This window comes from Caldibacillus thermoamylovorans (assembly GCF_000751775.1).
Taxonomy (GTDB): domain Bacteria; phylum Bacillota; class Bacilli; order Bacillales; family Caldibacillaceae; genus Caldifermentibacillus; species Caldifermentibacillus hisashii.
This window is the reverse complement of sequence record NZ_CCRF01000052.1, coordinates 49,955-63,684: the sequence shown is the minus strand read 5'-3', so window position 1 is coordinate 63,684 and position 13,730 is coordinate 49,955. Positions and strand designations below refer to the sequence as shown.

Genomic DNA, 13,730 nt, shown 5'->3' with positions numbered 1-13,730 from the left:
TTAAATTTAAACAAGGGCTTGGAACTGCAGAAGAGGAAATCTATGAAATGTTTATGAGTGAAATTCAAAACGGTGTTGGTAAAACCGGTCTGAAGCCAGGAGTTATCAAACTAGGTTCTAGTAAAGATAGAATAACAGATTATGAGCAAAAGTTTTTCAGGGCGGCAGCTAGAGTTCAAAAGGAAACTGGCATCTCAATTATTACCCACACACAAGAAGGGACAATGGGGCCTGAACAAGCAGAATTACTAATTTCAGAAGGAGCAGATCCGAAGCGAATTCTTATTGGCCATATGTGCGGGAATACCGATATCAGTTATCATCTCCGTACGCTTGACCAAGGTGTATATGTCGGTTTTGACCGCTTCGGTATTCAAAAATTTGTCGGTGCCCCAATGGATCGAGAGCGAATCGGAACGTTAATTGGTTTGATTGGTTTAGGCTATGCAAATCAATTAATGATGTCCCACGATACTGTTAATGTTTGGTTAGGGAAACCACCTGAGTTTCCAGAGAGCATGATTGGTTTGGTGGAAAATTGGCATGTTGGTCATATCTTTGAAAATATTATTCCTGCATTAAATCGTGGTGGTGTTACGGACGAGCAAATTGAAACGATTTTGGTAAAAAACCCGCAAGCTATTTTTGGAGGTGATTCAATCCTAAATCGAACAAAAGATGAAATTGAAAAGGTCGTCCGTTAAATTATAATCATCATTAAAAGGGGAGAAGTATATGAAAGATGCACAAATAGTAGAATTGAAAAAGCCATTACGGGTGGGGCAGGCAGGTTCCTGATCCGACGCCGGGACCGCATGATGTGATTGTAAAAGTAGAGGCAAGTGGTGTATGTCGCAGTGATTGGCATGCATGGATGGGAGATATGGGGTGGCTTGGTATTAAACCGGAGTTACCGATTATTCCGGGACATGAAATGGGAGGCGTTGTTGTCGAAGTTGGGAAAGATGTCAAAAATTTCAAACCGGGAGATCGTGTAACAACACCGTTTCATGAATCCTGCGCACATTGTTCCTACTGTTTAAGCGGCAGATCTAATCTATGTGAACATGTAAGAGTGCACGGGATGGTCAATGACGGTGCTTATGCAGAATATATTCGCATCTCACAAGGTGATTTTAATTTGGTTCAACTCCCTGATGAAGTTGATGCGATAACGGCTGCTGCCATTGGCTGTCGATATATGACCGGGTTCCACGGCGTCGTCAAAACAAATATACGTCCCGGTGATTGGCTTGTTGTAAATGGTTCCGGCGGCGTCGGCTTATCCGCAATTCAAGTCGCCAACGCTTTAGGGGCACAAGTTATTGCCGTTGATATTGATGATAAAAAGCTGGAAATGGCACAAAAAGAGGGAGCAGTGGTCACAATTAATGCTCGTAAGGAAGTTGTCCCCGAAGCTGTGCAGGAAATCACAAAAGGAGGTGCCCATGCTTCCATTGATGCACTTGGTATAAAAGAAACGATTGTAAATTCGATTTTATCGCTTAGAAAGGGCGGTCGCCATGTCCAAATCGGACTTACAACCAGCAATGAATCTGGGGTTGTCGACATTCCCATTGATATGGTGACAATGATGGAATTGGAAGTGATTGGAAGTCTGGGAAATCCCCGTACCGAATATGATGGATTGTTGCGACTAATCGCCCTAGGGAAATTAGATCCAAAATCACTTGTATCTCGTGAAATCTCTCTAAACGATGTAACGGATGTATTTAACGACATGTCAAATTATCAGACATATGGATTTAATATCATAACAGATTTTAGTTAAAATTGTTATTTGAAGGTGTTGGCTATAATAGTGGTAACCTCTTATAAGCTAAAAAATGCAACAAGCTGATTTCAAGATAAAAAATGAACTGTCCAAAATCCTAGAGAATCCGTTCATTCTCAAAGGGATGCGATTGGACAGTTTTCTATTTTTAAGGATTTATTGATTCAACTGATTATTAGACCGTATGTTTATCAAATTTCCAATTGCATCATGATATTGATCTCTGACATAATGGAATTCATTTGTGATTTCTTCTTTATGCCGAAGCGTCCCCATATCATCATGAATCCGGTAGTTTGTTAGAGTCATTGGGAAATAATGAACTGGATATTGTAAAGCGACCCGAAGCCAATATTCATAGTCTTGCGCATATTTTAGTTTTTCATTAAAAAGTCCAACTGTTTCTGTCACTTTTTTCGAAAACATCACCGTACAGCCATTAATTGGATTATAATTTTGCAATAATTTCAGGAGCTCTAAATCATTGTTGAAATGAAGACCGGCATTGTATTTAATAATTTCGCTGTTTTTATTCATTGTATTAAAATTTGTACAGCTAAGAAATGCATTTTTTCTTTGCATAAAGTTCAGTTGATGCCGGACTTTATCGGGATGAATTGTATCATCAGAACTTAACCACACGAAATAATCGCCCTTTGCCTGTTTAATTCCAAAATTCATTGCCGAAGCGACTCCGTTATTTTCTTTTTCCAAATACGTAATTCTTGATAGATAAGAGGATATGCGTTCTTTATACATGGTTGAGCCGTCATCGATAACAATCACTTCTATATGAGGGTAGCTTTGAGCTAATGCACTCTGAACCGCTTGCCCAACATAGGGACAATTATAAAACGGAATCAATATACTGACGGTCTCATTCCTTTCTACCAAATAATCACTCCCTTTCCGTTCATGTTTCTCATATTAAAATATTCCGGTAAAAGAATAAAGCGTGGGCTGACACAATCATTACACCATTCGAGTTTTACGGCATATGGTGATATAAGGCATATTTGTAAAAAACAGGAGAGGATACAATGAATATACTTTTCGTTTATTATGTGCCGAGTGGGGGTGTTGAAACATTAAATCGTCAAAGAAGCCTGGCACTGAAAAAGATTGGAATGAATTGTCATTTCCTTTACTATGAAAATAGACGGGATTTACTAAATGATCATGCTGCCCCTGTCTTCATTACAAATAATGATCAGGAAATAAAACAAATATTGGAGACAGGCAAATATCAAGCCATTGTCATTACGTCCGACTTTCAAGCATTACCAAGATTTCAATCGCTCGGGTATCAAGGAAAAATGATTATCGAAGTACAAGGTTACGGCCCCAAACACGTCGCCCGGAAAGTGTTTCAAAGTGTCGTTCCGCTCGTAACCCGGTATGCTGATGGCTTGTTAAATCCGAAAACCCCACATATTGAACAGCTATTTCATGAATTATTTCCGACCGTACCGAAATTCCAATTTAATAATTGCTTTGATACGACGAAATTTTCTTACCAAAAGACAACCGGCCATCCCCATCCGATTGTCGCTTGGATCGGCCGGATTGAGGACAATAAAAATTGGCGGGAATTTCTTTTTATTGGTGCAAAGTTAATTGAGAAGGTTAATCCGAACATTCAATTATATATGTTCGAGGATCCTACGTTAAGTACACAAAGGGAACGACAAAAATTTGAAGCAACAATAAGCCGGTTGAATTTGCAAAATCATGTAACTTTGCATGCAAATGTTCCGAATGAAAATATGGCAGAATATTATTCTCGTATAGGGGACTCCGGCGGTTTTCTTTGTTCAACATCAAAAGTGGAAGGAGCCCCATACGCCATTCTTGAAGCTTTGAGTTGTAAATGTCCAATCCTTACGACCGATTCTGATGGCGTAAGAAGTTCGATTATTCATAATGAGACAGGTAAATATTATACAATCGGCAATATTTCTGAAGCAGTTACTCAAGCGGTCGAATTAATGAACAATACTGAGATTCGTGAACATATCCGTTCAAAAGGTTATGAACATGTGAAAGTGAATTTTAGTCCTGAACTTTATGGAACGCATTTCCGGAATATGCTTCAAGCTATTGGTGTTAATTGAATGATATTGAACATGGATCTTGCAGGATCTCACCGGGTCCTATGTTACTTCTTTAATTTTTTATAGCCATAAACTTCAAAATCGTTGGAAAACACGGTATTGACCAACTGAATGGCCTCTTTGTCATAAAAACTTTTATAAGTTGGAAATTTGCCTGTAGTAATAAAGGTGGATTCTGATATTTCTTTATCGGCAAAGTTTCCTTTTAGCTTCATTGCTGGAGATAGGTGATGAGTTGATTTTGATAATTCAAGCAGATTTGAGCTTTTCAGTTTATATTTGTCTTCGATTTGTTTTATTTGCTTCTGGAAAGTTTCAAGATATATATACTGATCAACAAATTCTTCTTCCCCAGGTTCATATTGTGGGGCGAAATGGCTGTCATAACCTTCAGCCTCTTGGATATAATGTAAAAATTGCTTGAATGTAATGCCTTTCGTACTGTTTTTATCATGATAAAAAAATTCGCGGATTTTTTCCCATTCTTTTTCCCAATGTTGATTTCCTTTCGATGTGGCAAGGATTAAAAATTGGCTGACTGCTCTTTTATACGGGTTGCGAACAAGTTTCAATGTATCTTTTTTTTTCGTCAAAAGATGGTCTATTACATCCTGCATATAAGTCGGTTTCTGCTTATAGACTTCATTCTCATAAAAATGTACCCAAGGATTGTAGTCAATAGCTTCCTCAAGCAGATCGACTTGAAAGAAAAACCATTTTAAGAAAGTAGTACATCCGCTTTTTTGACTCCAGAATAAAATAATTGGAAAATTAGGGTGAAAATGTGGCAAACGTTTTTTTACTACATTTTCCACTCTAACTTCTTTACTTTGCACTGTGTGTCACTTCCTTTTGAAAATTATTTTCAATATGCTTTCTATTTAATCTATGCTTAAGCTAGTATTTTGCAAGGGACGGGTACATAGAAAATCTGTAATTTGAAAGAAAGAAACTCCGAGGCCACTGAAAAACAATTCGAATAAGTCCACTTACACAATATATAGAAGGATAGGCCACAAAAATACATGTTAAGAAAGTAATCTTATTATTATTTAGCACTTCTACACAGTGGTCTCGAAATTCCATGTTGGTCATACCGATTTCTTTTCCTCTTGAATATGATACTTTAAGGACAGCCAAAAGTTTATGGAAAAGTAATGAGGTGGAACGTAATATGAAAATTTTGCTTGCGACCTTCTGGGAAATTCCTCATACAGGAGGGGTATGGAAGTATATGCAACAATTGAAAGAAAGACTGGAATCACTCGGTCATGAAGTTGATCTTTTCGGTTACGGGGATCAAGGGAATTTTGTTTATATCTATAATAAAAATCAAAAAGTAAATAAACGTTTTTTTCTAGGTGAAATTAAACAAGCTTTTCCGGCAATGGTGTTGGATTCTGTCATTCATTATTATGAAGAACGCATGTATTTTTATGAACTTGCGGCAAAAATACTTGGAATCGGAAATTATGATTTAATCCATTGCCAAGATGTGTTCTCTGCCGTTATTTTCAATCGAATTCGTGCAAAACATACTGCATTGGTGGCCACACTGCACGGATGTGTTGCCCATGAAATTTTAGAAGCGTATTATCGTTCAAAGAATCCGGTTTCTTCCCACGGTGACAGTTATTTTGGAAATCTAGAATTTAATGGCGCAACGGCCGGTGAAATAACGATTATCGCCAATAACTGGATGAAAAATATTTTAGTTGAAGAATATAATGTCCCCGTTTCACAACTTAAAATTCATCACTATGGCTATGATATCGAGACTTTTTTGGAGCAAATGAATCATCCATCACCAATCCAAAAACCGTTCACACAAAAAGTAATCATCTATACCGGAAGACTTTCTGAGATGAAAGGAGTCCATCATTTGATTGGTGCATTAGCTCGACTGAAAAAGAAGAGACATGATTGGGTTTGTTGGATCGTCGGGGATGGTCCGCAAGATCAAGTGTTACAAAAACAAGTAGCGTTACTTGGGCTGGACAATGAGGTGTCTTTTTTCGGAAAAAGAAAGGATATACCATATCTATTATCACTCGCCGATATCCTCGTTCTCCCGACATTAATCGATAATCAGCCATTATCTGTTATCGAAGCACAACTTGCCGGGAAAGCGGTAATTGCCAGCAATGTCGGTGGTGTGCCAGAAATGATTGAACATGGGATGACCGGTGTCTTAACGCCACCCGGTGATGAGGAAATGCTTGCTGTCCATATCGAATATTTACTGGAACATGAGCAGTATCTTGCTAATTTAGGTAAAAGGGCAAAAGATTGGGCACTGACACATTGGTCATTAAATCAAGCGATTGAAAAAATAGTAAATATTTATGAACAGGCAATTTTTTTACGAAAAACCAAGATTGACGAAGTGAACAAAAATTAAAGGCTATTTTGGTCAAATGCTATATACGAAAAATCAGAGCGAACATAATATAAATTTAAAAGATGTGAGGTGGGTAAAAAAACAAGAAATTTATTTGATAAGTAAAATGTTGAACGAATCGGACGCATGGGACAGTTCATACTCCACCTATCTTCTTTGTATATTCGAAAACCTTGAGGTGGAGGTCTTTATTCTGCCCGAGGTTGGATAAAGGAGAATGACAAGTTTTGCATAAATTAAAGGGTACGTATGATTCCATTTTCAGTTTAGGGCATCTTTGTTTAGCTGCCATGCAATTGCGGAAGTTTCAGTTACGTCCGTTTTCGGGTGTGCTGGATTGGGTTGGTTCCCCACAATTATCAAAAGTCAATTTGCTGATTAAAAACCGTTTTTCCGATTTTTTGAATATCAATCATTTAAAACCCGACCGCTATCTCTCGCCTACAGATTTATATGTTCATGACTTTGTTTATGATATTGGCTTTAACCATGATTTTAAAACCGATAAAAACACATTAACTCATTTAGGCGGGTATGCGGAAGTAAAAGCAAAATATGACAGAAGAATTAATCGGTTTCTTGAAAAAATGAATACGAGTAAACGAATTTTATTCATCCGAACTGAAGCAAATGAAGCAAAATTTGAAGATGTAAAAGAATTGGAGACGATTTTGTCCAATATGGTAGCCGGAGATTTTCACATTCTATTAGTCCACCATAAAAACATAAGTCATATGATTGAAAAACCGTATCCGCTTTCCTCAGTAACTCTTGTTGAACTGCCAAATAAAGAAATTTGGGATGAAAATGATCCATATTGGGCAAAAATTTTCCAAGGTGTTTCCTTAATGAAATAACTCATTGGACTTCCCCGTTAAGGTGAGATAAAGTGAGACTTCCAGCAGTGGGGGTTTCTTCACCCCATTGATGGTTAGGAGAACCAATCGGGCATTTATCTTCGCCCTTTACATCTTTGATTTTCTTTTAGTCACAGGAGGAAGATTTAGTGACCGTTCGTGCGGGATAAATACGTTGGAGAGGAGACATAGAATGAAAGTTCTAGTTACGGGTGGAGCAGGTTTTATCGGATCACATCTCGTTGATCAACTCGTTAAGTTAGAATATGACGTACATGTAATCGATAATTTTTCTACGGGAAAACGGGATTTTTTATCGCCACTTGCACATTTGTATAAATTTGATATACGCGGAAACGAAACGAGACAATGGATTCAAGAAGAAAAACCGGATGTGATTTTTCATTTAGCCGCACAAGCCGATGTTTCAAAATCGATGAATGAACCTAGAGTGGATGCCGATACGAATATTAACGGGACAATCAATATTTTAGAAGCTTGTCGTAATCACGATATAAAAAAACTTATATTTTCTTCCACTTCAGCGGTATATGGAAACATTGTGAGAGATCGAATAAGTGAAAAGGACTTGGCTGAACCCGTTTCTTTTTATGGATTATCGAAACGTACAGCAGAAACATATATTCAATTGATTTCGTCTCTGTACGATATTCCTTTTACGATTCTCCGTTATGGTAATGTGTATGGACCACGGCAAACCGTGAAAGGAGAAGGAGGTGTCATTGCTGTATTCCTTGATCAATTAAAGAAGCAAAAACCATTAAATATTCATGGTGATGGAGAACAAACAAGAGATTTCATTTTTGTTAAGGACATTGTTCAAGCGAATCTGGCCGCCATTGAACGGGGAAATCGGGATATTTTTAATATAAGCACAGCTCAAAGTACATCCGTCAACCAAATTGTAAACATACTCAGGCAATTACACAAGCAACCGGTGTCGGTTCGCTATTCCGCAGCGAGAAAAGGAGATATTCAAGATAGTTGTCTGGATAATCAAAAAGCAAAAAAATGGCTTAAATGGAAACCAAAAATAGATATTCATAGCGGATTAGCGGAAACATATCAATACGTTTTTAGCTAATGATTTGGGGACCGTTTTATTGTAATCCCCCTTGAAAAAAACGATTGCAACGTTTTGATTTCAACATTTCAATAAAAAACTTGGGCGTCAAAATGTTTAGGCTACTAGTGACGTGATATTAAATTTTTTTGGCTGCGGTATATCGGATCGCAGCTTTTTCTTGTGCCCTTATACGTAAGTTCAAAATTTCCATCTGCGTCGAATTCGTACCTTTACTGAAAATTTATACTTACCGTATAAAATAAATTTTCAAAATCCACTTAAAAAATAGTTGACAGGTCGGAATAGTATGATTAAAATATAACTCAGTAAAATACCCTATAACATTTTTTTATACGCTGAATATAATACATAGAAAATTTTAAAGCCGTAAGTAGCTAAATAGGTATTGTGGGGCAAATGAAGGAGGAAACAAGGATGAGCAAATTAATTGTGTTTGCAATTGTCGGCTTTTTCGCACAACTGATTGACGGAGCGTTAGGAATGGCTTATGGTGTCACTTCGACAACTTTGTTATTGGCCTTTAGTGTGAATCCTGCGGCGGCATCCGCATCTGTGCATTTAGCTGAATTGGTGACGACTGCCGCATCGGGCGCTTCTCATATTAAATTTGGCAATGTCGATAAAAAGATGGTTTTTCGCCTGATTATCCCGGGAGCAATTGGAGCTTTTTTAGGTGCAACATTTTTAAGTAATTTACCCGGTGATGTCATTAAGCCATATGTTTCATTATTTTTATTACTATTAGGCGTATATATTCTAATTCGTTTTCTATTTATCTATAAAAAAATGGAAGAACAGAAAAATGTTCAGTTGTCCTATAAGCAATCCATCCCTCTAGGTTTTATCGGCGGATTTTTTGATGCAACCGGCGGCGGTGGCTGGGGACCAATCACAACACCAGTCTTACTTTCTAAAAAAGGAATGAGTGCGAGAAAAGCTGTCGGTACGGTGGATACAAGTGAATTTGTCATTGCTTTATCCGCTTCATTAGGTTTTTTCCTATCTCTCGGTTCAGAACTGATTGAATGGGTGTGGGTGATTGCGCTAATGATCGGAGGCGTTTTGGCGGCACCGCTGGCAGCATGGCTTGTGCGTATTGTCCCTACACAAATAATGGGTACTTTAGTGGGCGGATTTATTGTTTTAACAAATGCGAGAACAATCTTTTCCACTTGGATATCCGATGATTCGATTTATCCGGTTTTATACGGTTTGATTATCGTAACTTGGATTGCGGCGGTTGGATATGCCATATATAAATATAACCTGGACAGAAAAGCTTCCGAAGCAGATTTACCTTTAGATGTCGAGGCGTAATTATCGGGTAGAATGGCAGGAAACAATTGGTAATCACGCAATTCATCTATATATAGCACAGGTAACGGTGGAATCAAACATTACCTTAAAGGTGGAGGGGACTTTAATGAAACAATTGGATGAGTTAAAACTGAAATATATCATTTCCCTGTTGGAAAACATGGAATATGGCTCGTTAAATATTACCGTCCATGCCGGTGAAATTACCCAAATCGACAAGACGGAAAAGAAGCGATTTACCTTGGCGAAAGTAAACAAATCGTAATCTCAAACACTACATTGAAAGGAACGAAACACAATTCCTAATACAATTTCATACGTTTATCCGATTGGACCACCAAAGGATACAGAATGATTGATATTTACTACTATATCAATCAAGTCTGTGTCCTTTTTGTTTTAAATAATAAAGGGAGATGATTTTTGTGAGTAGTATTGTCATTATTTCGGGAAGTCCTTCTCGAAATTCCAGTTCTGAGCATGTTCTTCATTTTTTAGGTCAGCTCATAGAAAAAGAAGGATATTTGGTCACACATATATCAGTAAAGGATATATCCGCTGAAGTTTTATTTAGTGGTCTATATGATAATGAAGAAATCCAAAAAATTTCAAAAGATATACAACAGGCATCGGGTATCATTGTTGGCTCACCTGTTTATAAAGGAGCCTATACCGGTGTATTAAAGGCGTTAATTGATTTAATGCCCCAAGATGTTTTAAAAAATAAACCCGTTCTGCCCATTATGACAGGTGGTAGTCCGGCGCATTTGCTTGCGATCGAATATACATTAAAACCGGTTCTTACCACGTTGAAAGGGATATGTTTAAAAGGTATTTATCTATTGGATAAACAAATTGATAAAAAGATTTACGAGAATCCAATCACCGATGACGAGCTATATAAACGAATCAAAAAACAACTTTATTATTTTGTTGACTCAGTTAATAAAACAGAAAAAGACATTCCGGTATTAACTCAAATTGATTCGTAAAGCAGGCAATTGTCTTCAAAATTTTTTTCCCACCTTAACGGGCAGTAAGATCTCCACTTCAAGATTTTCGAGTTTACAAAGAGATAGGAGCACGGTCTGCCCGCAAAGATCCGATTGGTTTAACTAATCATCAGTGGGATAAAGAAAAAACCCTTGATGGAAGTATCATTATATATGAAAGGATGAGGAACTTTGAAAATTTTTTGGTTTATTCCTACACATGGAGATGGTCGATATTTAGGAACAAGAAAAGGAGGCAGAGCTGCCAACTACGCTTATTTCCGTCAAATTGCACAGGCCGTAGATAGTTTAGGATATGAAGGCGTATTAATTCCTACTGGAAAATCATGCGAAGATCCTTGGGTGGTTGCCTCCAGTCTAATTCCCGTTACAGAAAAGCTGAAATTTCTAGTAGCAGTCAGACCGGGTTTGATGTCACCAACAGTTGCGGCAAGGATGGCAGCAACATTTGATCGCTTATCCGGTGCCAGATTATTAATAAATGTTGTGACAGGTGGTGACCCTATTGAATTAGCTGGGGAGGGATTATTTCTAAAACATGATGCTCGTTATAATTTAACTGATGAATTTTTAACAATATGGAGAAAGACGTTAGAAGGAGAAAAGTTTGATTTCCAAGGAGAATACTTGCATGTAGAAGGGGCAGAAGTTCTATATTCACCACTCCAGAAACCTTATCCACCATTATATTTTGGAGGTTCATCAGAAGCGGGAATGAAGGTGGCAGCAGATCATGTTGATGTCTATTTAACTTGGGGAGAACCACCTGTGCAAGTAGAGAAGAAAATTCTGAAAATGAAGAAACTGGCTGAAGAAAGAGGTAGAGAAGTAAAATTTGGCATCCGTTTGCATGTTATTGTTAGGGAAACCGAAACAGAAGCTTGGCAAGCAGCAGAAAAGTTAATCAACTATGTTGACGACGAAACGATTAATGCCGCACAAAAGGTATATGCAAGAATGGATTCGGTAGGACAAAAAAGAATGACGGCACTTAATAAAGGTGACCGGTCAAATTTGGAGGTCAGTCCTAATCTTTGGGCAGGTGTCGGTCTTGTCCGAGGTGGTGCAGGGACAGCGCTTGTCGGTGATCCGGATACAGTTGCAAAGCGAATCCAAGAGTATGCTGATTTAGGAATTGAAACATTTATTTTATCAGGTTATCCGCATTTAGAAGAAGCTTACCGGACAGCGGAATTATTATTTCCTAAGCTGTCAATTCAAAACGTAAGCAAACAAAATGAAAAAGTATTTATTAGTCCATTTGGTGAAATAATAGCCAATCAACAAATACCGATAAAGTAAAGAACACTATTGTTTAGGAATGATTATTTGAAACAAAGATATTTTAATATTTCGGGGGAAACAAAATGATAAAAAAAACTAGGACACTACTTCTTTCTTTTTTACTAATAACAATTTCTTTCATTACTTTAACAGGGTGTGACCAAACGGCTTCATCTAAGGAGAAAGATGCAACAGATAAAATTATTCGAATCGGCTTTCAAAAATTTGGCACATTAAACATTCTTAAGGCAGAAGGAACGCTGGAAAAAGTGTTAGAACCTAAAGGCTATAAAGTAAAATGGACCGAGTTTCCCGGAGGACCGCAATTACTTGAAGCATTAAATGTTGGTAGTTTAGATTTAGGTCATACAGGGGAAGCACCGCCGATTTTTGCTCAAGCGGCTGGTGCTCCAATCGTGTACTTTGCCAATGAACCTACTAATCCAAAAGGTGAAGCAATTTTAGTTCCGAAAGATTCTCCTATTCAAAGTGTGAAAGATTTAAAGGGAAAAAAGATTGCATTGAATAAAGGATCGAATGTTCATTATTTGCTTGTTCAGGCATTAGAAGAATACGGGATTCAATATGAAGAAATTGAACCGGTTTTTTTAGCTCCGGCCGATGCCAGAGCTGCTTTTGAGCAAGGTTCTGTCGATGCATGGGTAATATGGGATCCTTTTTTTGCTGAAGCAGAAGCCAAAACAGGTGCACGTATTTTAGTCGATGGAACCGGGTTGGTCCAGAATCGTGAATTTTTCCTAGCTTCAAAATCCTTTGCAGAAAAGCATTCAGAACTATTGGATATCGTTTATAAAGAAATCGAAAAAGCAGAAAGAAAAACAATAGAAAATAAAGCAGAAGTAGCAGCATTTCTATCACCACAATTAGGAATTGAAGCAGAAACATTGGAAAAAGTTCTAGAAAGAAGGACATTTGGTATTGAAAAGATAACGAAGAAAACTATTGAAGAACAACAAAAAATTGCTGATAAATTTTATGAACTACAATTAATTCCGAAAAAAATTGATACATCTGAAGCATTATTAAAAGTTGATTCATAGGAGGTCTTAATATGAATGGAAAAAAGTTACTGCCTTGGATAATACCAACTACGTTAATAATTATTTGGCAGGCTTTATCGACTTTAGGTATCATCTCATCAAGAGTTTTACCCAGTCCAATAGAAATCGTTATATCTGCACATGAATTGACTTTAAACGGACAATTAATTTCTGATGTATGGATTAGTTTGAAAAGAGTTTTTTGGGGATTTATCATCGGCGGTGGCATTGGATTTTTTTTCGGTTTGATAAATGGATTGTCAAAGCTGTCAGAATCGCTAATTGACTCAAGTATTCAAATGGTCAGAAATATTCCTCATTTGGCTTTACTGCCGCTAGTTATTTTATGGTTTGGGATTGAAGAAGAATCGAAAATATTTCTAGTTGCCTTAGGGACCTTTTTTCCAATCTATATTAATACCTTTCATGGGATCCGTAATGTAGATTCTTCTCTGGTAGAGATGGCAAAGGTATATGAGTTAAAGGGATTAAGTCTGTTTTGGAATGTCATTTTTCCTGCCTCTTTGCCGTCAATTTTAGTGGGTGTGCGTTTTGCGTTAGGGACTGCCTGGGTTACATTAATCGTTGCAGAAACGATTGCAGCAAATTCCGGGATCGGATATCTGGCGATGAATGCAAGGGAATTTATGCAATTGGACATTGTTTTGTTAAGTATTATTCTTTATGCTTTATTAGGTAAGTTTTCAGATGTTATCGCAAAAATAATTGAAAAAAAGAGTTTAAAATGGAATCCAAGTTATCAATAAGGATTTGGAGGTC

At 37.4% G+C, this 13,730-nt stretch carries 13 protein-coding genes and 1 pseudogene; 12 read left to right on the top strand and 2 right to left on the bottom strand.

Going from position 1 to position 13,730, the window contains the following annotated elements; all coding sequences use genetic code 11:
• On the top strand, nucleotides 1-704 hold a 704-nt coding region (locus BT1A1_RS09005; RefSeq protein ID WP_419468901.1), incomplete at its 5' end, for a phosphotriesterase family protein.
• A gap of 31 nt (nucleotides 705-735) precedes the next feature.
• A pseudogene (locus BT1A1_RS09000) lies at nucleotides 736-1,792 on the top strand (zinc-dependent alcohol dehydrogenase family protein).
• Nucleotides 1,793-1,951: 159 nt separating this feature from the next.
• Here the strand turns inward: BT1A1_RS09000 and BT1A1_RS08995 are convergent.
• On the bottom strand, nucleotides 1,952-2,689 hold the full coding sequence (locus tag BT1A1_RS08995; protein WP_034770292.1) for a glycosyltransferase: 738 nt from the start codon (nucleotides 2,687-2,689) through the stop codon (nucleotides 1,952-1,954).
• Between the two features lie 146 nt (nucleotides 2,690-2,835).
• Between BT1A1_RS08995 and BT1A1_RS08990 the strand changes: the two genes are divergently transcribed.
• Nucleotides 2,836-3,909, top strand: a complete 1,074-nt coding sequence (locus BT1A1_RS08990; protein ID WP_034770290.1) for a glycosyltransferase family 4 protein — start codon at nucleotides 2,836-2,838, stop codon at nucleotides 3,907-3,909.
• A 44-nt stretch (nucleotides 3,910-3,953) separates the two neighbouring features.
• Here BT1A1_RS08990 and BT1A1_RS08985 read toward each other — a convergent pair whose 3' ends face one another.
• Nucleotides 3,954-4,745, bottom strand: a complete 792-nt coding sequence (locus BT1A1_RS08985) for a sulfotransferase family 2 domain-containing protein (protein WP_034770288.1) — start codon at nucleotides 4,743-4,745, stop codon at nucleotides 3,954-3,956.
• Between the two features lie 338 nt (nucleotides 4,746-5,083).
• On the opposite strand from BT1A1_RS08985, the gene BT1A1_RS08980 reads away from it, so the two are divergent.
• The 9 genes from BT1A1_RS08980 (at nucleotide 5,084) to BT1A1_RS08945 (ending at nucleotide 13,717) form a co-directional block, all read left to right on the top strand.
• Nucleotides 5,084-6,310, top strand: a complete 1,227-nt coding sequence (locus BT1A1_RS08980) for a glycosyltransferase family 4 protein (RefSeq protein ID WP_034770285.1) — start codon at nucleotides 5,084-5,086, stop codon at nucleotides 6,308-6,310.
• 227 nt (nucleotides 6,311-6,537) lie between these two features.
• Nucleotides 6,538-7,167, top strand: a complete 630-nt coding sequence (locus BT1A1_RS08975) for a DUF1796 family putative cysteine peptidase (RefSeq protein ID WP_034770283.1) — start codon at nucleotides 6,538-6,540, stop codon at nucleotides 7,165-7,167.
• 193 nt (nucleotides 7,168-7,360) lie between these two features.
• On the top strand, nucleotides 7,361-8,272 hold the full coding sequence (locus BT1A1_RS08970; protein ID WP_034770280.1) for an NAD-dependent epimerase/dehydratase family protein: 912 nt from the start codon (nucleotides 7,361-7,363) through the stop codon (nucleotides 8,270-8,272).
• A 417-nt stretch (nucleotides 8,273-8,689) separates the two neighbouring features.
• Nucleotides 8,690-9,592: a sulfite exporter TauE/SafE family protein gene (locus BT1A1_RS08965; RefSeq protein WP_034770275.1), complete on the top strand. Its 903-nt coding sequence runs from the start codon at nucleotides 8,690-8,692 to the stop codon at nucleotides 9,590-9,592.
• 106 nt (nucleotides 9,593-9,698) lie between these two features.
• On the top strand, nucleotides 9,699-9,857 hold the full coding sequence (locus BT1A1_RS17905; protein ID WP_197057088.1) for a YezD family protein: 159 nt from the start codon (nucleotides 9,699-9,701) through the stop codon (nucleotides 9,855-9,857).
• A 160-nt stretch (nucleotides 9,858-10,017) separates the two neighbouring features.
• Entirely contained in the window at nucleotides 10,018-10,584 is a 567-nt protein-coding gene (gene ssuE, locus BT1A1_RS08960; RefSeq protein WP_034770274.1) for an NADPH-dependent FMN reductase, read from the top strand.
• 192 nt (nucleotides 10,585-10,776) lie between these two features.
• Nucleotides 10,777-11,907, top strand: a complete 1,131-nt coding sequence (ssuD, locus tag BT1A1_RS08955; protein ID WP_034770272.1) for an FMNH2-dependent alkanesulfonate monooxygenase — start codon at nucleotides 10,777-10,779, stop codon at nucleotides 11,905-11,907.
• A gap of 65 nt (nucleotides 11,908-11,972) precedes the next feature.
• On the top strand, nucleotides 11,973-12,950 hold the full coding sequence (locus BT1A1_RS08950) for a sulfonate ABC transporter substrate-binding protein (RefSeq protein ID WP_034770269.1): 978 nt from the start codon (nucleotides 11,973-11,975) through the stop codon (nucleotides 12,948-12,950).
• Nucleotides 12,951-12,961: 11 nt separating this feature from the next.
• Nucleotides 12,962-13,717: an ABC transporter permease subunit gene (locus BT1A1_RS08945; protein WP_034770263.1), complete on the top strand. Its 756-nt coding sequence runs from the start codon at nucleotides 12,962-12,964 to the stop codon at nucleotides 13,715-13,717.
• Nucleotides 13,718-13,730: the final 13 nt, after the last annotated feature.